Source organism: Streptococcus equi subsp. zooepidemicus (assembly GCF_015689395.1).
Lineage (GTDB): Bacteria > Bacillota > Bacilli > Lactobacillales > Streptococcaceae > Streptococcus > Streptococcus equi.
In genome coordinates this window covers 982264-1000900 of record NZ_CP065054.1, presented here as the reverse complement: position 1 = coordinate 1000900, position 18637 = coordinate 982264, and the positions used below count along the sequence as shown (strand labels likewise).

Genomic DNA, 18637 nt, shown 5'->3' with positions numbered 1-18637 from the left:
GTTATGCTCCTTTTTCATATCCACTGGTTCGTAAAAATCTATTAACATCTGCTAGGTCATATAGTACTTTGCCGTTTTCTGATGACCTTTTAAAGTTAAATTTCCCTTGTTCTCTCCACTGGGTCAATTTGGTTCTTCCCCATCCTGTTTCTTTCTCCAACCGCTTCATGGTAACCCACTCAATTGACTTAGAGTTTTCGGATTGGGCAAGTTTTAGCGCTTCTCTGTTTAGAGAAATCAAGTCTGCAAGCAGTTCCTTTCTGAAATTAGGGCCGAATATTTCAATGGCCATAGTTTTTCCCTCTCTCATGTGTTATAATTAAGTAAATGATTTTTGTTTAGAGTCCGATTGCCGTCGGACTTTTTTTGTATTCTCACATGTGATTCCTTTCTATGAATTTTCGTATGCTATCCCATAGATAATTCTTTACTCTCTTTAAAAAGATAGACGATATCAAATTCTGGAAAAAAAGTTCGTTGAACTTTCAAGGCTTCCCCAAATTTAAAATCAGAGTTACCGTTAATTTTTTCGCGAACTGTTTGAGCTTTTAATTGTAAACAGTCGGCAATATCAACTAATGAGACACCTTTTTCTTTTCGAATATATTCAATATTTTTCATATCATTCCTTTCTAATACGATTTTTCGTATATTGTTTTATTTTAAAAAGCTGTCGTTTCCTGAAGCTTGATTTAATTATATATGATTTTTCGTATATAGTCAACTGTTTTTTTAGATTTTTTATTATTTTTTTGTCTTGAAATATGATTTTTCGTATGTTATTATATAGTAGAAAAAGAAAAAGGAAATTTAAAAAATGGACGAAAAAGATTTAAAGAGGATTATCGAAAGTAGATATAATAGCGTTAGAGCCTTTGCTATTGAAAATGATATTCCATACACAACCATGCGTTCTATTTTAGAGCGCGGTGTAATGAATGCAAAAGCAGAAACCATTTTTAAAATCTGTGACATTCTAGGAATTAACCCGGAAAGTTTTGCTGAAGAAAAACCCGATTGGCAGTCTACCATCGACCTATCAAACCTCCGCGAACGTGTCGTGATGTTTGATGGAAAACCTTTATCTGACACAGACGTAGAAAAAATCGAAGCTATTATTAAATTGTCTTTAGGAGTTGGGAATGGTGAAGATAAATGAAATACTTAGTCAGTACAACATCAAGTTATTTGAATTCCCTGAAACGATGTGGGACAGGCCAGGATTTTACTATCCAGACAAGCGGATAATCTACATCAATCAAAATCTATCACAAATAGAAAAAGAAAAAGTTATTTTACATGAGTTAGGTCATCTTGAACACGACCCTAAACAGTATCAAAGATTGCTACTAAAATACGAAAACCAAGCCGATCGATTTATGATTAGGGAATTGATAAAGAATTACTTATCATCGCACGATATAGTCGATTTTAATTGGTTGCAGTTTGCTACAGCATATAAAATATCTACGACTTGGGGACAAGAAATGATACAAGACGAATTTAGAAAAATAGTGGGGATGTAAAAAAGATATATGATTTCTTTTAACCGAAAAAATGATTTAGGAATAACGGACAATAAAAAAATTATTATTGAATCTCTTAAAGGTATTAGCATTAAAAAATTTAGACTCATTAAAAATCAGGAGTTTCTTCTTGGAAAAAACATAACTGTAGTATCCGGACGAAACGGAACAATGAAATCAACCATAATGGGGCTAGTGGCTCACCCGTTTGAGACCAACGAAGTATCAATCACAGGTGAAATCATGAAAACCTCATTTAGTGAGGTCTTCAAACTCTCCATAAAAAAGGACATACCATACGAATATGATATAAAAATGGATATTATTCATAATGGTAAAACTGAGCATATTGCCGAACCAGTCAAAATGTACAAGAGGTCAGATAGATTTCGATTAGTACCCAGCGGCAGTGCTAAAGGAGATGGTTTCTTTAATTTACCCTCAGTCTATTTAAATTTAAAAAGATTATACCCACTAGTTGATATTGAAGATAAAGATATTTCAGAACTTAATTTGCGTTATTCAGAGAGAGAAAAACAATTTATCTCCAAATTTTATGAGCGAATATTTGGTAAAACTGAGTTTTCAACCTTTCAAACTTATAAAACTGATAAATCAAAAGTGAGTAAAACACCTATTGGCCCTGGGACTGAAGCAACTTACGATATAATGTCAATATCATCTGGAGAAGATAATCTTAGTTCGTTCCTAAAAATTTTGCTCTCCTTTATGAGAGTAGCTGAAAAAAAAGAAAACAAAAAATCTTTAACAGGGCTCCTTTCTATTGATGAATTTGAAGCTAGTCTACATCCAATTGCACAATTGAATTTATTTAATTTTTTAATGGAATGGTCCGCCAAATACAACGTTCAAATTGTTTTAAATACTCATTCATTATATCTAATTCAAGAAGTAATGAAAAAACAGACACTCATTGATAACAATTCAATTTGTATCAACTTCATAACAAATAGATATTCAAGCGATTTGCAAATATATAGAAATCCAACTTTTAAATTTGCTAAGGAAGAATTAACGTTAACATCTGAACATCATACGGATACATTAGTAAAAGCAAAAATTTTATGTGAAGATTTAGTTGCAGAACAATATTTAAAAAAAATTATGACCTCTCAAATTTCAAAGAGATGTGAATTCATATCAAATGTATCTGGGGGTACTGGGGCAAGCTGGCCAACATTAAAAGCTCTAGCAAAAAATGGATATGCATTACTTTCTGATTCGATGGCTCTATTAATTTTTGATGCGGATATAAATGAGTCACAAATTGGTAATACGAAATACAGTAGAATTTTATTTATCCCCTCCATTTCCGAAAAAAAACTTCCATTAGAAAAAGAAATTGTAAACTATATTCTTAATTTGAGTGCAGATGATAACTTTTTTAAAACTGTAAACAAATCAAAAGATATGTTCAAACAAGAATTTTCACAATTGAAAATTCCGTTAACAACTGAAAATATTGAAACTGAGAATGTTAATTGCTATAAAAGGTGGTTTGAAAATTGCCCCAAAATACAGCGAAATAAATATCGAGATTATATGATACAACAAAATAAAGATGTATTTGACAAATTTAAAAATGAATTGAAAAAAACTCTCAATGAAATTTTTGAAGAAAACGGAGTTCCGGGGATTTAATAATACTGGCCAAAATTTTAAAAATAATATATTCTATATAGAAAGGAGGAATAACATATGAAAAACATAAGTCCATTAAGATACCCAGGTGGAAAATCTCAAGTTTACGACTATGTCAGGGAGCTAGTTTTGGCTAATAACACAACAACCTATATCGAACCCTATATGGGAGGAATGGGAATAGCTTTAAGGCTACTCTTAAATAAGGATGTAAAAAAAATAATGGTAAATGATTTCGATAAAGCTATCTATGCCTTTTGGTATTCGGTGTTAAATTATACCGATCAACTAATCGAAAAAATCGAAACTACTCCTATTACTATCGAAGAGTGGAAAATTCAAAGAAATATCCAAAACAATAAAGATAATTGCGATGACTTGTTATCCCTTGGTTTTTCAACGTTATTCCTCAATAGAACAAATCGCTCAGGTATCATAAAAGCGGGTGTAATCGGTGGTCTAAAACAAAACGGAGATTATAAACTTGATTGCCGCTTCAATAAAGAAAAAATTATAGAGAAAATTATACTAATTGCATCTATGAAAAAACGCATTAAGCTTTATAACATGGATGCTGAAAAGTTTGTCCGATTAAATATTTCTAAAACAAAAAATTCTTTTACATTCTTTGATCCGCCTTATTATAAAAAAGGGCCAGGATTATATACAAACTTTTATAATCATGAGAATCATCTCAGCTTGGCCGAAACTATAAAAAAATATATGTCTAATAAAAAATGGATCCTTACATATGATGTCTCAGAAGAAATCTTAAAAATGTATAACGACTTTCGAAATGAAAAGTATTATCTGAATTATTCAGTGACAAAACCTAGTAAAGGAATTGAATATATTTTCTATTCTGAACAACTAATTGTTCCACTAGAAACACAACATTTGCAAAAAGCTCAATAAAAAAGCCTCACGCTCTCAAAGTTTGGCGACTCTGAGCGTGAGGCAAATCCTGTATAGTAAAAACCTGCTTTGCAGTAGGTCTCTTTACTATGCTTATTTTATCAAATTTGGAGATAGTAGGCAATGAAAATTGAATCATATAAAAAGAAAAATGGCGAAACCGCTTATAGATTTCTTTTGTACACTGGATATGTTAACGGTAAAAGAAAATATATTAGGAGATCTGGATTCAAAACAAGGCAAGCTGCTAGAACTGCATTGATCAATCTACAAAGTGAAATTAGTGAGCCTAAAACTAGCATGACATTTGGAAAATTGACAAAACAATGGCTTAAAGAATACGAAAAGACCGTCCAAGGAAGCACATACTTAAAAACTGAAAGAAATATAAATAATCATATTTTACCAAAACTTGATAAAGTAATGATTGGAGATATTAATCCGCTACTTATCCAGAGATTAACTGAGGAATGGTGTGATCATTTAAAATATGGTGGTAAAATACTAGGACTTGTTAGAAACATTCTAAATCTAGCAGTTAGGTATGGGTATATTAGTAACAATCCAGCACTACCGATTACACCACCAAAATTAAAAAGAGAACGAAAAAAAGATAATAATTTTTATACTCTTGATCAATTAAAAGAATTTCTTAAATTAGTCGATGAAACAGATGATATTGAAAAGATAGCTTTGTTTAGACTGCTTGCATTCACTGGAATACGAAAAGGGGAGCTTCTGGCACTGACTTGGGACGATTTAAATGGAAATACCTTGTCAATAAATAAAGCTGTCACACGTACTCAAATAGGGCTAGAAATTGACGTTACTAAGACTAAGTCTAGCGATAGATTAATCAGCTTAGATGATGAGACTTTGGAAATTTTACAAGAACTTCACGAAACTTTTCCTACTTCTACTCTTATGTTCCAATCCGAATCAGGTGGAATTATGACACCTAGCCTGCCCCGTAAATGGCTATTACAAATTATCAAAGGAACAAACTTACCCCAGATTACAATTCATGGATTTAGGCACACTCATGCTAGCTTATTATTTGAATCAGGTTTGTCATTAAAACAGGTTCAGCACAGACTCGGGCATGGTGACTTACAAACGACTATGAATGTATATACCCATATCACACAATCGGCAGTTGATGATATTGGAACTAAATTCAATCAATTTGTTACAAGTAAGCAACTAAATTGACAACTAAATTGTCTTAATCACTTATTTAATACTGTTTCAATAACTCCCACCAGCTCCATCAATACTTACCGTAAGTTATCATAACTTACTAAAACCTTGTTAAATCAAGGTTTTTTTCTTTTTGTCTTGTTCGTGGGTTACCGTAAGTTTCTATTTTATTGACAACTAAAAGAGAGCCAAAAATCTTTTAAGAGCAGCTTAAGTTTTCTCTTTAGCTAATCTTACGTTTACTTTTTTCTAACAATTTTCCTACTCTCTTCCCTGACAGTACATTACCAACTCTTTTTCGGATAATTGCCCTGTATTGCCTGTAATGTAGCTACCTTTTACTGCTGCTTTATAGATATCATCTGTTATGATATTGTGCTTCTTTACAAAATTTCAATAATTTAATTATTCCAAAAGCTACATTTCTTTAATTTTTTAAAAACACTTTATTAATTTAATTACAAAAACATTTGACTTTTGACAGATTTTGAGTTAGACTAACATTGTGATAAGGAAAATATCACAAAAATAACGACGGACAAAGGAACCGTTGGAAATGGAGGACACTTATATGACACAAGCTTGTAAGAAATTTATGGTTTCTACAATGGCTGCCCTAGCTTTGGCAGGAGTCTGCCTAACAGCTTCAACCCACATCAGCAAAGCTGATGACTATGTTTATGGTGACGTGGAATATCTTTTAACGCCTAAGCAAGAAGGATACGACGATTTGGTGTCATTCTTGGAGAGTCTAGGTCTCAGCCATTTTGACGCAACTCTTTATTCGGACTCTATGGCTGGTCAAGATTACAAAAAGCTACTAGCTGACTTTAAGGGTAAAACTCGTAGTGAAGTTATTTCTGCAGTTCTATCTGAATTAGCTAAATTTTATAACGACTATTCCCCTTTTTAATTAAATAACATGATAAGTTATCATAGATCAAAACCGCTCGGACAACCTTCCGAGCGGTTTTAGTTTGATGAAGCTTGACCTTATCATTAAAAACAGTCAAGCGGCTTTGAACTGCACCCCAAAAGTTAGACAGAAACACTAACGATTGGGGTGCGGTTCACTTAGTGGTCTACTTTTTATCTAACAAGAGCTTTATTAGCCTACTATCACTGGCTAAAACTTGTCATGACTTTTTTTAAGATAAGTAAACCAAACATAAAAACCAAACATTATCGCTTATTTTAATAAAAAAATCATTTTTAAAACACAAAATACGAACATTAAACAAAAGATAAATCTAAATAGTTTACAATTTATGGTTGTTTTCATATAATTTTCATGAAAGGAGGGAAATATATGAAAAAATCTATATTGATAAGTTGTACACTATTAGCCAGTCTCTTATTAACTGGCTGTCACCCATTGTCTTTGCAGCTAGCTGAGGCTGTTCAGGAAAAGCCTATCCAAGCGGTTACGGTAGAGGATTTGACCAGACATGGCATTGCCGAATCCTTGAAAGCCTACCTACAGACGATGGGCTTAACCAATGAAGAAGCTATGCAACAATACGAGGAGGTCCTTTCTGATGAGGTCATTAGCTATTTTAGTAGCTAATAGCAGAATTTACTAACAAAACCAGCTTAAAGCAAAAGCCAGAACCTTTAATGACTAATAGGTCTGGCTTTTTTGACTATTTAAATAGGTTGCTTATTTTATAGGGCTAAGTGTGCACCTCCTACAACAACTCCTCAATAAGCGTTGATAAGCTGTCAGTCTCTATTTCAGGAGTAATCTCAGTTACTCTGATCCCTGCTACTGCTCGCTCTACCAACCCGTCGACATCAAAGCGAGACTCATATCGTTCAACATTTGCTAGCTTGGGATTGGTTTTGGGACGATCAGGAGCAAAAATGGTACAGCAGTCTTCAAAGGGCTGAATGGAAATATCAAAGGTGTCAATTTGCTGAGCGATGTCAATGATTTCTAGCTTATCCATTGCTACAACTGGTCTGATAATCGGAGTTGAGGTGACTGCATTAATAGCCTGCATGCTCTCTAAGGTCTGGCTTGCAACCTGTCCTAAGCTTTCACCGTTAATAATCACTAAAGCCTTTCGTTTCTCACGAATAGCATCTGTGATCCGTAGCATGAAGCGTCTAGTAAGCGTCATCAAATAGGCTTCGGGTGCCTTATGCTTGATCTCCTCTTGAATCTCGGTAAATGGAACCTCGATAAATTGTATATTACCTCCAAAACGCGTTAAGCGCTGCGTTAGATCCTTGGCTTTTGCTAGTGCACCAGGACTGGTATAGGGTGGGCTTGCAAAATGCACTGCCTCAATCTCAACACCTCGTTTCAGGGACAGATAGCCCGCAACTGGTGAATCAATGCCACCTGATAGCATCAGCATTCCCTTTCCTGAAGCTCCAACCGGCAGGCCTCCAGCCCCCCTTATGTCTTCGTAAGACAGATAAGCAGCCTCATCACGAATTTCGACCTTTAGGGTAACATCAGGATTTTTCATCTGTACCTTGATATGCGGCAAAGCCTCAAATACGGCTGCTCCTAGAGTGTGATTGAGGTCTCGGCTATCGAGCTCAAACTGATGGTCACTACGCTTGCTTGATATTTTAAAGGTTAGCCCTTCATGATATAAGGAGCTCATGATCTCCTGAACTGCTGCTATCAGTACAGGAACACTTTTTTCAACTTTATAGACAGGAGATAGGCCCTGAATGCCAAACACTGGCTTTAAGGCTTCAATCACAGACCTATCATCTGCGCCATTAAGCAAAACATGGGTCCTATCTCGAGTTGATCTGACTGTCACCTCAGGATAGGCAGAAAGTACATCTTGAATATTAGCTTTTAGCCGATTAATAAACCGCATACGGTTTTTTCCCTTAGTCGATAGCTCCCCATGGCGAACCATTATTTCTGAATATTTCATATTATCTAACCTTTTGTGTTTTTTCATAAATCTGTTTAAAAATTGTTAAAAATTGCTCAACCTGTCCCATGTCATTATCATCATCTAGGCTGATACGGACTGCTGTTTGAGCCAATTTTGCTGGAATTCCCATTGAGACTAAGGTTCCTGCTGGCTTTCCAGCCTTTGATGAGCAGGCACTCGTTGTTGATATGTAAATCTCATGCTTTTCAAATGCGTGCACAATGACCTCTCCACGAACGCCCTTTATACCAAAGGTCAGAATATGAGGAGCAACATCATCTATCCCGGAAAAGAGAATGGTATCCTCATAGGCCTGCAAGGCTTGATAAATAACCTTTTTCATAGCTGCTATCCTTGCTTGAGAGCTATCCTGTCTTTCTGTGATGATCCTTAAAGCCTTGGCCATGCTTGCAATAGCTGCCACGTTTTCAGTTGTCGAGCGTAGCTCATCTTCTTGACCGCCACCGACCAATAAGGGAGTGATTCGCTTTCCTGATTTTTTATAAAGAAAGCCAACGCCACGAACAGCATGAAATTTATGACCGGAAAAGGAAGCTAGGTCAACACGCGCGGTTAAGTAAGCCTCAACAGGAAGCTTGCCAATAGCCTGAACAGCATCGACATGAAAGGTAATGGTAGGCTTATCAGCCAAAAGCTCTGATATAGCTGCAATCGGCTGAATTGACCCAATCTCATTGTTAACCGCCATAATGGAAACTAATATGGTATCCTTTCGGATTAAGGCAGCTAGCTTTTCGACATCAACGACTCCCTTATCTGTGACAGGAGCGTAAGATAGCTCAAAGCCTTGACTTTCTAGCCATTTGGCACTTTCTCTGACAGCTGGGTGCTCAATGGCTGAGACAATGATGTGCTTACCAAAGTGAGATTTTTCAAAGGCAATCCCCTTGATAGCCCAATTGTCGCTTTCCGTTCCGCCAGAGGTAAAGAAAATCTCTTTGGCCTCTACACCAAGTAAGGCCGCTATTTGCTTGCGCGAAGCCTCCAATATACGACTGGCATTGGCTCCTAATTGATGGAGACTAGAGGGATTGCCATAAATCTTACTGGCCACTTCCTGATACGTTTTAAGCGCCTCCTCGTAAGGCTTGGTAGTGGCTGCATTATCAAAATAAATCATGTGTCACCTTCATTTTTATTCAATACTTTATTTTATCACAAATTTGATGAAATGAAAAAAGACATCTTTTTGCAGGATAGGACATCTCTGTCCTAGACATAAGGTAAACCGTTGACTTGATTTTTGTTCTAGATTATACTGATAGATGATAGAGCTAAAACTGAAATGCCTGTTAGCCATTAAAGGCCTAAAGCATTTGGCTTTAGCTAGCCTATGACTCGTTAAAGGAGATATTCTCATGTCATCACATTATTCACGTCAACAAAAGCCTAAAAAATCAGCAAGCATTCCAACAAAGCATATCAAAACTGGCTTTACCGCCCTTCAAAAAACCATCGCCTTAGTTGGTAGCGTTCTGAGTATTGTTGTAGCAACAATCACTATTAATCGAGCTCTACAGCCATCAAATGAGCAACCTAAAAATGATTCTTCTCCATCATCAACATCAACGATTGTGAAAATTATTGAAAAGGATTCGTCACACTCAAATAAAGAAGAGACTGACAAGACAGAGGCTAATTCTGAATCTAACGATACTCAGCTGTCAAACACCACTCCTAGCTCAGCTGATACTGCTGCTAAGGATACAGAAAAACAACAGAATACCGAGACAGAAGCACCAACTGCCAATCAACCCGCAGTTAATGAGCCAGCTCCTAATAGCACAAGCAATCCATAGCACAAAACACGATAACAGACAATTCAGATAAGCTCTGAACTGTCATGTTATCGTGTTTTATCATATGCTATTATCTCATGGTAACAAACTCTTCAGCACCTGTGGGATGAATGGCAACAGTATTGTCAAAATCAGCTTTAGTAGCCCCCATTTTAATGGCAACAGCAAAGCCTTGAATCATCTCATCGACGCCATAACCAATTCCATGCAGACCAACGACAGTCTCTTCTTCTCCTGCAACAACCAATTTCATTAGACAGGGCTGGCGGTGACTGGTAATAGCTGTATACATAGACGTAAATTGTGATTGATAGACACGAACAGCCTCCTGCCCATAGGCTTGAATAGCTGCCTCTTCTGTTAAGCCAATCGAACCAATTGGCGGATGGCTAAAGACAACTGTCGCAACCTTGTCATAATCAAGCTTTTCATTGGCCTTATGATGAAACAAACGCTCTGCTAAGCGACGACCTGCTGCGACAGCAACTGGGGTCAAAGCAAGCTTTCCATTCACATCACCAACAGCATAGATGCCCTCGGCAGACGTGTTTTCATAAGCATCAGTAGCAATATAGCCCCTCTTATCCAGCTCAACTCCTGTATGCTCCAAGCCAAAGCCTGTCACATTTGGCTTGCGGCCAATTGCCCAAATCACTTGGTCCACTTCAAGCCTACGACCGTCGGACAAATGCACTTGAAGAGAGCCATCATTAGCCTTGGTAACCTTAGTAACATTGGCATTGGTATGCAGCCTTGGTCCAGATACCTTCATCTCATCGACCAGAACCTGAATAATATCCTGATCAAAGGTCCTCAGTGGCCTATCATAGCGAACCAACAAATCCGTCTGAGAACCTAAGGCATTGAGCACTCCTGCAATCTCAACAGCAATATAGCCAGCACCGACAACTGCTGTTCGTTTTGGAATATCATCTAAAGCAAAGAAACCATCTGAGCTAATCCCCAGCTCAGCTCCTTCAATGTCAGGAAAAATAGGCTGACCACCAGTAGCGATTAAAATATGGGGGGCTGTATAGGTCTTACCTGCAATGTCAACCGTATGCTGATCAATAAATCGTGCATAATCATAAATACGATCAACCCCGTTATGCTCAAAGCCCTTCTCATAAGAGGCATGAATACGATCAATATAGGCCTGACGATTGCTTTTTAAGGTTTTAAAATCAAACCTATCCTCTAATACCGTAAACCCGTAATCCTTCGCATAGGTATGAATCGTTTCTGCTACCTGTGCGCCATACCACATGACCTTTTTAGGCACGCAGCCCAAATTAACACAGGTCCCTCCAATAGCCTTGCCCTCAGCTAATAGGACCTTAGCACCGTACATTGCTGCACGATTCGCCGAGGCAATCCCAGCGCTCCCACCACCAATCACAATATAATCATACTGAATTGCCATTAATTTACCACCTTTACTCTTAATGCTTGCCTCAATAGATTTGTTATTAAGCTATCATTATTGCTTTATTTTAATCTACTGTCATTTGACTATAACATAAAATAACTTGTGTCTCAAATCCCTGCTACGACAAAAAAAGATTGTGATAAGCATCAACAATCCTTTCTTCTCTTAATCCTAAGCCAGCTTAGCTCTACTTGGCCAAATCCTTCAATGGTGCAAATACAATCCGTTCAATATCATTAACATAGATGGAAAGAGCCTGCTGGGCGTTAAAATACCCTTTTAATAGGTCATTGGCCTCAATTTTTTGGCTGAGAGCCTGAATATCTGCCTGCTCTGTCTCTGTTGGTAGCTGACCGGTCTGCATAAGCCCCTGCAATTTTTCTTGCACAGCAACAAACTCATCAAATAGCTGACTGGCAGCCTCATCTGCCTTAATCTCTTCTCTGGCTTCCAAGGCCTTGCGGTACTCTGGGAGCGCACGAACAGCTCGCTCAAGCTTATTGGCATAATCATAAATATCTTGGGACATCTGGATCTCCTTTTATCATTTATTATTCCTATCATATCACAATATCAAGCCATTTGTCGCTTAAAAATGATGAACATAGTCACAATAGGCAAAAAAGGCCTGCTTTAAATCGGTCATATTATCCGATGGAAATTGCTCCAAAATCTCTTTTGTGATGACAGTTGCTACAACATTCTCCATCACGACACCGGCAGCTGGCAGAGCCGTAGGATCAGAACGCTCAACAGTAGCCTTGTAAGGCTCGTGCGTCTCAGTATCCACAGACATTAGGGGCTTGTAGAGGGTGGGAATCGGCTTCATCACCCCTTTGACAACAATAGGCTGACCAGTAGTCATACCTGCCTCAAAGCCACCTAATCGATTTGTTCGACGACTATAGCCGCTGGTCTCATGCCAAATGATTTCGTCCATGACCTGCGAGCCCTTCTGGTAGCCCATATCAAAGCCCATACCAAATTCGACCCCTTTAAAGGCGTTAATAGACAGGACCGCCTGCGCGATTTTGGCATCTAATTTGCGATCCCATTGAACGTATGAACCTAAGCCTGCTGGTAAACCATAAATGATTGTTTCAATAATACCGCCAAGCGTATCCCCTTCTTTTTTGACTTGATCAATATGGGCCTTGATAGTCGCCTCCTGCTTAGGATTGACAATAGATAAATCAGAAGCCTCTGCTGCTTTTTTGATGTCTGTAAAAGGCATCGCCTCAGGCACAGCTACCTCAATACCACCAAAAACCAGGACGTGATTAGCAGTTTCGATCCCAAGCTCAGTAAGGACTGCCTTAGCAACTGCACCAACTGCCACGCGCATCGCTGTTTCTCTGGCAGAGGAGCGCTCAAGCGCATTTCTTAAATCATCAAAGCGATATTTGATCCCCCCGACCAAGTCAGCATGACCAGGGCGTGGATGAGTGATTTTACGCTTGAGCTTGATTTGCTCTTCAACAGCCTCAACAGCCATGATGTCTAGCCATTTTTGATGGTCTTTGTTTTGAAGGGTTAATGTGATCGGTGCGCCAGTCGTTTGACCATGACGAACACCCGAAGAGATATGCACACGATCTGATTCAATACGCATGCGTGCTCCACGACCATACCCTCCCTGCCGACGCTTCAGCTCCTTATTAATAAGCTCAGCTGATAATGCTAAGCCTGCAGGAATTCCCTCTATAATGGCTGTCAAGGCTTGCCCATGAGACTCACCTGCTGTTAAATACCTCATTATTCCTCCATTTATCAATTATAGACATAAAAAGCAAAAAGGCTGCCCTTCTCTAGACAAATAAAAGACATTATTCTAGACTATCCAGAAGAATAATGTCTGTTATCATATCTTATCAATCCTCAGATTCCAAAATATGAAGAATCCTTTTCATATCAGCCAAGGAAACCTGCCCTGGTGCGCTGGCTTGATCCAAGGATACAAAAGTCCACGAGGAGCCTACAACATCACCCGCCAAGCGTGATAGTCTGCCCAGCCTTCCCATTGACATGGTTGCAAATTCCTGCTCTGGGTTAAGTGTTTTAAAGCCTCTGGAATAATTCATCAAATCCAAAACGTCCTGCTCGCTCTGTGGCATGACAGCAATCTTGACAACGCGAGGAGCCAGCTTAGTCATCTCCGAAAAAGCCTCCATCAAATTTTCAGGCGTCTCATCAAAATTGTGATAAGACAAGACAAGATTCGGAAAGTCAAGCATTTCATGAAAGACAGCCTTGTGACTAAAGTATTCAAAGTCAATATAGTCAGGATTATAAATCGCATTGATCTCCTTGATCAAATCAACATATTCCTGATCAGAAAGCGTGATATGCCCTCCTTCTTGACTTGTACGAAGGGTAAAAATAATCTCTCTACCTGCAAATTTTTCAAAAATGGCCGGCGCTACAGAAACAATGTCCTCCTTAGGAAGAAAGTCTGCTCGCCACTCGATTAAATTAACATCTTGATATTTAGAAACGTCGATAGATTGAGCCTCTTCAACATTTCTTGGCATGACTGGTGCTACAATTTTCATTCTCGTACCCTTATAGTAAATACCTTTAAATAATTACTTCTTTCATCTGCTTTATTGATAGTAAAATCACTTGGAAGCTGCTCAAGTGTCATCTGAGCTAATGGCCTGCCTCCCAATCCTTTGATAATTTGCTTTTTAAACTGGTTAACAGTCATATTGGCAGCATTTGTTGAAGCGATAATTGTTCCCTTGGGGTTCAATAGGTCTAGAGCCTCAGCGATTAATTGATGGTAGTCCTTGCTCACTGAAAACGTCTGCTTTTTGTGTCTAGCAAAGCTTGGTGGATCAATGATAATAAGATCAAAAGAAAGCTGCTTTCGCTTAGCATACTTAAAATAGTCAAAAACGTCCATAACGACCAGCTGATGACTTGATAGGTCCAACTGATTTTGAATAAAATGAGCCTTTGATAACTCTATGGAGCGCTTTGCCAAATCAACAGAGGTTGTCTCAACTGCACCGCCCATTGCCGCAGCTACAGAAAAAGCTGCTGTATATGAAAACAGGTTTAAAACAGTCTTTCCAAGCGCCAAGCCGTCCACCAGACCTCGTCTAACCTCATGCTGATCAAGAAAGATCCCTGTCATCAAGCCATCATTTAAAAATACCTGATAGGCTACGCCATTTTCTAAAATGGTAAAGGTATCAGGAGCAAACGCGCCATACAAATGAGCCGTCTCCTTATCTGGTCCCTTAAAGCGAATCTTTTCATAAGCTCCCCTGACCTCAGGAAAAACCTCTCGAAAAGCCTGAATAATAAGCTCCTTTTCTTGATAAACAAAGACATTATACCAAGAAAATAAAGCAAAGTCCTTATAGAGGTCTATGGTTAGTCCTCCAAAATCATCACCGTCTTGGTTAAAAAGACGGTAAGCATTTGTCCATTCAGACGCGGCAAAATGCTCTCTTTTCTTCTTAGCTGTCTTAAATAAGGTCACAAAATAAGAAACCGACAATTTCTTAACAGACCTTCCTAGATACCAGCCTACTCCCTTATGTTGCTTTGAAAGGTAAGCTGTGCCGATAAGATGATGAGATGAATTAACAAGCTGCACTAGTTGATTGTCCCAAATAGTGCCATCAAAATCCTTTTCATCTAGTAATTGTATCCCTGCTGCTATCTTGCGTTCAACAAGGGGATTAATACAGACCTTATTCATAGTTTCTATTATAACAAAAACTATTAAAAAATCATACTAGATTTAAACTTATTGCAAGCATTAGCTCCATATTTTTGGTATAATTTAATCTGAGATTTTATTTGGAGATTATATCTTTTAGGAAAAAATGATAAGGAAGTTCTTACTGTGAAGAATTTTAAAACATTTATCACAAGCTTTATCAATACAAGATTAGGCTTTGTGCTAACGCTTCTCTTCTGCTTTTGGATAAAAACCCTATGGGCTTACCATGCTGACTTTTCACTAGATTTGGGAAATGCCTATCAGGTCTTTCTAACAATTATTAACCCAATCCCTCTAGCTTTGTTACTATTGGGATTTACCCTTTATATCAAGAATACTAGGGCCTTTTATATCAGCTCTTGGATCGTCTATATTATCCTTAACCTCTTGTTAATATCAAATTCTATTTATTACCGAGAGTTTTCAGATTTCATTACGGTTAGTGCTATGCTAGCCAGTAGTAAGGTTTCTGCTGGTTTAGGAGACTCTGCTTTAAACCTTTTGCGCATTTGGGATATTGTTTACGTCCTTGATTTTATCATTCTGATTAGTTTATCAGTAACTAAGACCATCAAAAAAGACCCGCGTCCTTTTAACAAGCGGGCTTCCTTTGCTGTTACAGCACTGTCTTGCTTGCTCTTATCTATTAATCTGTTTCTTGCAGAGATTGACCGTCCAGAGCTTCTAACCAGAGGATTTTCAAATACCTATATCGTTAGAGCGCTTGGATTGCCTGCTTTTACCATTTACAGCGGTAACCAGACCTATCAAGCACAAAAAGAGCGTAACGGAGCAACAGCTGAAGAATTGGTCGATGTTAAGCGCTATGTCAAGGACCACTACGCTGCTCCTGATCCCCAATATTTTGGAATTGGTAAAGGGAAAAATGTCATCGTGATCCACTTGGAAAGCTTCCAACAATTTCTTATTGATTACAAGCTCAAGGATAACGACAAGGACTATGAGGTCACACCTTTTATTAATTCCCTCTACCATTCTAATGCCACACTGGCCTTCTCTAACTTTTTCCATCAGGTCAAGGCTGGAAAAACATCTGACGCAGAAACCATGATGGAAAATTCATTATTTGGCTTAAACAGTGGTTCTTTTATGGTAAATTATGGCGGTGAAAACACTCAATTCGCCACACCATCAATCCTAGCACAAAATGGCGGCTATACTAGCGCTGTCTTTCATGGGAATGTTGGAACCTTCTGGAATCGTAATAATGCTTATAAGCAGTGGGGGTATCATTACTTTTTTGATTCAAGCTATTTTTCAAAACAGACTGATAAAAACTCTTTCCAGTATGGCTTAAATGACAAATACATGTTTAGGGATTCTATCAAGTACCTTGAGCAGCTTCAACAGCCCTTCTACACTAAGTTTATTACTGTCAGCAACCACTACCCTTACACCAGCCTTAGAGGTGAAAGCAGCGAAGAGGGCTTTCCACTAGCCAAAACCGATGATGAAACCATTAATGGTTATTTTGCTACAGCTAACTACCTAGATTCAGCCTTGAAATCATTCTTTGATTATCTCAAGGCGACAGGTCTTTATGACAATTCTATCTTTGTTCTATATGGTGACCACTATGGTATTTCTAATTCCAGAAATGTCAGCCTGGCGGAATTACTAGGTAAAGACCCCGAAACCTGGTCCGAATATGACAATGCAATGCTCCAGCGTGTACCATATATGATCCATATTCCAGGCTATACCAATGGCGGGATCAAAGAAACCTTTGGTGGAGAAATTGATGCCTTACCAACCTTGCTGCATATCCTGGGTATTGATACCAGCAAGATGGTTCAACTAGGACAGGACCTCTTATCGCCACAAAATAGTCAAATCGTAGCGCAGAGAACCTCTGGAACTTATATCACGCCAGACTACACTAGCTATAGCGGTCGCCTTTATAACACTCAAACAGGCTTGGAAATTACAAACCCTGATGAGATGACAATGGCTAAGGTCAAAGAAATACGAGCAGCCGTTGCTCAGCAGCTGGCAGCTAGTGATGCTATCCAAACAGGAGACTTACTACGCTTTGATACCGATAATGGCTTGAAGCCTGTTGATCCAACAACCTTCATTTATACCAAGCAGCTAAAACAACTCAAAGAGATATCAGAGAAATTAGGATCACATTCAACCAGCATTTATAGTAAAAATGGCAACAAATCAACTCAAAAGCTCTTTAAAGCACCTTCTTATCTGGAGTTAAATCCTAAAGAAGCCGAAAAACCTGAATCTACTTCGTCTTCTGACCCTAAAGAAGAATCCGTTAAGGAACAAAGTCAGTAGTGGATGTCTAAAGCAAGCCTCACTAGGATCGCTCTCGTAGAAGACTAAAAGCAAGCAAAAAGCCTTCATTAAGCGTTACAACTTAATGAGGGCTTTTTAGTTCTGACACTTTTATTGAGGAATGGCCTCAAAGTATTCTGGATCTGGCGTCGGTGCAGGATTTGGCTTAGGCTCAGGTTTTGGTTCGGGCGTCGGTGCTGGGATATTTTCTTGCGTCATAATATAACCCACATAACAGTAGTCATCAACCCTTTCTTCTGGAGTGTAAGTAAAGCTTATCCCCTTAACCGTAGTTTTAATGACGACATCATTGAGATGACGTACCACATCAACTGCACTAACAGCCGTTGTCGCACCACCAGCTGTTAACAAGGCAATCAGCACATATTTGCCACTTTTCTTATTTTTGTAAATAAGATAGCCTGAAACACTTAGTAAGCCTAGCCCTACTGCCAAACCAACCAGACCATCTGCTGCACCACCTGTTTTAGGCAAGACCTTAGCGTTAGCCTTAGGGGTAGACATCGTTCCTTTTGGAGATGCTGTCACTCCACAGCTTTTGTCGTAAACAAGAACGTAATGCAATTTATCTTGGATAGGTACTTCATTTGGAGTGCCTTTTTGAATGCCTGCTTTTTGTTCATTTGTCAGATTAGAATAGGCTGTATAGGTCAAATCTACCGTTACCGTATCAGCATTAGTGTTGGCATTGACATTAGCTGCTAGCAAAGATAGACCTAACATCGTTGTAGCACCCATATATCGAATCGCTTTAGAAAAACGTGGCATCATAACTATCTCCTTAATGTTTTGTCAACTAAAAATAATGACTAAAAAGGCATCTCCTATCCTGTCAAGCTTATGATCATTGTTATCAAAAATGTCAGATTCATAAGAATCATATGAAAACATTATATCAACTAATATCAATAAATATTGACCAAATCTCTATAGCTTTATAGCATATCATAACAATAAATCAACTTATTGACACTAATAGATAGGATACATTTGTACTTATTATTCTCATTCTACTATATTAAAGCACAACTTACATTAAAATAAAATGAAATTATGAGATTGTGGTTCCAAAATAAATTGTTTAGTACTTTATTATTTTAGCAATAGATTTG

At 38.1% G+C, this 18637-nt stretch carries 19 protein-coding genes; 9 read left to right on the top strand and 10 right to left on the bottom strand.

Annotated features, from left to right (window positions below; genetic code table 11):
* Nucleotide 1 precedes the first annotated feature (1 nt).
* Together I2432_RS04690 and I2432_RS04685 are read right to left on the bottom strand one after the other, a co-directional pair.
* The gene (locus I2432_RS04690; protein WP_138119163.1) at nt 2-292 is read right to left on the bottom strand and encodes a MerR family transcriptional regulator; all 291 of its coding nucleotides are present in this window, start codon (nt 290-292) and stop codon (nt 2-4) included.
* A gap of 116 nt (nt 293-408) precedes the next feature.
* Nucleotides 409-621, bottom strand: a complete 213-nt coding sequence (locus tag I2432_RS04685; RefSeq protein ID WP_138119161.1) for a helix-turn-helix transcriptional regulator — start codon at nt 619-621, stop codon at nt 409-411.
* 196 nt (nt 622-817) lie between these two features.
* Between I2432_RS04685 and I2432_RS04680 the strand changes: the two genes are divergently transcribed.
* The 7 genes from I2432_RS04680 to I2432_RS04650 all read left to right on the top strand — a co-directional run bounded on the left by I2432_RS04680 (nt 818) and on the right by I2432_RS04650 (nt 6870).
* Nucleotides 818-1159: a helix-turn-helix domain-containing protein gene (locus I2432_RS04680; RefSeq protein ID WP_138119158.1), complete on the top strand. Its 342-nt coding sequence runs from the start codon at nt 818-820 to the stop codon at nt 1157-1159.
* Nucleotides 1143-1526: an ImmA/IrrE family metallo-endopeptidase gene (locus I2432_RS04675; RefSeq protein ID WP_138119157.1), complete on the top strand. Its 384-nt coding sequence runs from the start codon at nt 1143-1145 to the stop codon at nt 1524-1526. Before I2432_RS04680 ends, I2432_RS04675 begins: the two co-directional genes overlap by 17 nt.
* A 9-nt stretch (nt 1527-1535) precedes the next feature.
* On the top strand, nt 1536-3188 hold the full coding sequence (locus tag I2432_RS04670) for an AAA family ATPase (RefSeq protein WP_249093395.1): 1653 nt from the start codon (nt 1536-1538) through the stop codon (nt 3186-3188).
* Between the two features lie 57 nt (nt 3189-3245).
* Nucleotides 3246-4103, top strand: coding sequence for a DNA adenine methylase (locus tag I2432_RS04665; RefSeq protein ID WP_138119155.1), 858 nt, complete (start codon nt 3246-3248; stop codon nt 4101-4103).
* A 123-nt stretch (nt 4104-4226) separates the two neighbouring features.
* The gene (locus tag I2432_RS04660) at nt 4227-5315 is read left to right on the top strand and encodes a tyrosine-type recombinase/integrase (protein WP_138119153.1); all 1089 of its coding nucleotides are present in this window, start codon (nt 4227-4229) and stop codon (nt 5313-5315) included.
* A 559-nt stretch (nt 5316-5874) separates the two neighbouring features.
* A complete protein-coding gene (locus I2432_RS04655; protein ID WP_206159040.1) occupies nt 5875-6216 on the top strand; it encodes a hypothetical protein in 342 nt (113 codons plus the stop codon).
* Between the two features lie 396 nt (nt 6217-6612).
* Entirely contained in the window at nt 6613-6870 is a 258-nt protein-coding gene (locus I2432_RS04650) for a hypothetical protein (RefSeq protein ID WP_231148175.1), read from the top strand.
* Between the two features lie 121 nt (nt 6871-6991).
* Here the strand turns inward: I2432_RS04650 and thiI are convergent, their stop codons facing one another.
* Nucleotides 6992-8206: a tRNA uracil 4-sulfurtransferase ThiI gene (gene thiI / locus I2432_RS04645; RefSeq protein WP_206159039.1), complete on the bottom strand. Its 1215-nt coding sequence runs from the start codon at nt 8204-8206 to the stop codon at nt 6992-6994.
* Nucleotide 8207: 1 nt separating this feature from the next.
* Nucleotides 8208-9350, bottom strand: a complete 1143-nt coding sequence (locus I2432_RS04640; RefSeq protein WP_206159038.1) for a cysteine desulfurase family protein — start codon at nt 9348-9350, stop codon at nt 8208-8210.
* A gap of 238 nt (nt 9351-9588) precedes the next feature.
* Here I2432_RS04640 and I2432_RS04635 point away from each other — a divergent pair, with 238 nt between their 5' ends.
* Nucleotides 9589-10029 carry a DUF6556 family protein gene (locus I2432_RS04635; protein WP_206159037.1) on the top strand — a complete coding sequence of 147 codons (441 nt, stop codon included), beginning with the start codon at nt 9589-9591 and terminating at the stop codon, nt 10027-10029.
* Between the two features lie 70 nt (nt 10030-10099).
* Here the strand turns inward: I2432_RS04635 and gorA are convergent, their stop codons facing one another.
* The 5 genes from gorA to I2432_RS04610 form a co-directional block, all read right to left on the bottom strand.
* Nucleotides 10100-11452, bottom strand: coding sequence for a glutathione-disulfide reductase (gene gorA / locus I2432_RS04630; RefSeq protein WP_206159036.1), 1353 nt, complete (start codon nt 11450-11452; stop codon nt 10100-10102).
* A 193-nt stretch (nt 11453-11645) separates the two neighbouring features.
* A complete protein-coding gene (locus I2432_RS04625; RefSeq protein ID WP_012678055.1) occupies nt 11646-11987 on the bottom strand; it encodes a YlbF/YmcA family competence regulator in 342 nt (113 codons plus the stop codon).
* A 60-nt stretch (nt 11988-12047) separates the two neighbouring features.
* Complete coding sequence (gene aroC / locus I2432_RS04620; protein WP_164335179.1) at nt 12048-13214, bottom strand: chorismate synthase; 1167 nt, start codon at nt 13212-13214, stop codon at nt 12048-12050.
* 115 nt (nt 13215-13329) lie between these two features.
* Nucleotides 13330-14010, bottom strand: coding sequence for a type I 3-dehydroquinate dehydratase (gene aroD, locus I2432_RS04615; RefSeq protein ID WP_206159035.1), 681 nt, complete (start codon nt 14008-14010; stop codon nt 13330-13332).
* Nucleotides 14007-15170: a class I SAM-dependent rRNA methyltransferase gene (locus I2432_RS04610; RefSeq protein WP_021320679.1), complete on the bottom strand. Its 1164-nt coding sequence runs from the start codon at nt 15168-15170 to the stop codon at nt 14007-14009. The genes aroD and I2432_RS04610 overlap by 4 nt, the downstream gene beginning before the upstream one ends.
* Before the next feature lie 147 nt (nt 15171-15317).
* Between I2432_RS04610 and I2432_RS04605 the strand changes: the two genes are divergently transcribed.
* Nucleotides 15318-17504: an LTA synthase family protein gene (locus tag I2432_RS04605; protein ID WP_206159034.1), complete on the top strand. Its 2187-nt coding sequence runs from the start codon at nt 15318-15320 to the stop codon at nt 17502-17504.
* A gap of 111 nt (nt 17505-17615) precedes the next feature.
* On the opposite strand, the gene I2432_RS04600 is transcribed toward I2432_RS04605, so the two are convergent.
* Nucleotides 17616-18296 (bottom strand): LPXTG cell wall anchor domain-containing protein, encoded by a 681-nt coding sequence (locus I2432_RS04600; RefSeq protein ID WP_249093392.1) that lies wholly within the window; start codon nt 18294-18296, stop codon nt 17616-17618.
* Nucleotides 18297-18637: the final 341 nt, after the last annotated feature.

What these genes read in the sequence shown, in the direction of transcription:
- I2432_RS04690 (WP_138119163.1), bottom strand. Translation starts at nt 292, where the DNA reads ATGGCCATTGAAATATTCGGCCCTAATTTCAGAAAGGAACTGCTTGCA.
- I2432_RS04685 (WP_138119161.1), bottom strand. Translation starts at nt 621, where the DNA reads ATGAAAAATATTGAATATATTCGAAAAGAAAAAGGTGTCTCATTAGTT.
- I2432_RS04680 (WP_138119158.1), top strand. Translation starts at nt 818, where the DNA reads ATGGACGAAAAAGATTTAAAGAGGATTATCGAAAGTAGATATAATAGC.
- I2432_RS04675 (WP_138119157.1), top strand. Translation starts at nt 1,143, where the DNA reads ATGGTGAAGATAAATGAAATACTTAGTCAGTACAACATCAAGTTATTT.
- I2432_RS04670 (WP_249093395.1), top strand. Translation starts at nt 1,536, where the DNA reads ATGATTTCTTTTAACCGAAAAAATGATTTAGGAATAACGGACAATAAA.
- I2432_RS04665 (WP_138119155.1), top strand. Translation starts at nt 3,246, where the DNA reads ATGAAAAACATAAGTCCATTAAGATACCCAGGTGGAAAATCTCAAGTT.
- I2432_RS04660 (WP_138119153.1), top strand. Translation starts at nt 4,227, where the DNA reads ATGAAAATTGAATCATATAAAAAGAAAAATGGCGAAACCGCTTATAGA.
- I2432_RS04655 (WP_206159040.1), top strand. Translation starts at nt 5,875, where the DNA reads ATGACACAAGCTTGTAAGAAATTTATGGTTTCTACAATGGCTGCCCTA.
- I2432_RS04650 (WP_231148175.1), top strand. Translation starts at nt 6,613, where the DNA reads ATGAAAAAATCTATATTGATAAGTTGTACACTATTAGCCAGTCTCTTA.
- thiI (WP_206159039.1), bottom strand. Translation starts at nt 8,206, where the DNA reads ATGAAATATTCAGAAATAATGGTTCGCCATGGGGAGCTATCGACTAAG.
- I2432_RS04640 (WP_206159038.1), bottom strand. Translation starts at nt 9,350, where the DNA reads ATGATTTATTTTGATAATGCAGCCACTACCAAGCCTTACGAGGAGGCG.
- I2432_RS04635 (WP_206159037.1), top strand. Translation starts at nt 9,589, where the DNA reads ATGTCATCACATTATTCACGTCAACAAAAGCCTAAAAAATCAGCAAGC.
- gorA (WP_206159036.1), bottom strand. Translation starts at nt 11,452, where the DNA reads ATGGCAATTCAGTATGATTATATTGTGATTGGTGGTGGGAGCGCTGGG.
- I2432_RS04625 (WP_012678055.1), bottom strand. Translation starts at nt 11,987, where the DNA reads ATGTCCCAAGATATTTATGATTATGCCAATAAGCTTGAGCGAGCTGTT.
- aroC (WP_164335179.1), bottom strand. Translation starts at nt 13,214, where the DNA reads ATGAGGTATTTAACAGCAGGTGAGTCTCATGGGCAAGCCTTGACAGCC.
- aroD (WP_206159035.1), bottom strand. Translation starts at nt 14,010, where the DNA reads ATGAAAATTGTAGCACCAGTCATGCCAAGAAATGTTGAAGAGGCTCAA.
- I2432_RS04610 (WP_021320679.1), bottom strand. Translation starts at nt 15,170, where the DNA reads ATGAATAAGGTCTGTATTAATCCCCTTGTTGAACGCAAGATAGCAGCA.
- I2432_RS04600 (WP_249093392.1), bottom strand. Translation starts at nt 18,296, where the DNA reads ATGATGCCACGTTTTTCTAAAGCGATTCGATATATGGGTGCTACAACG.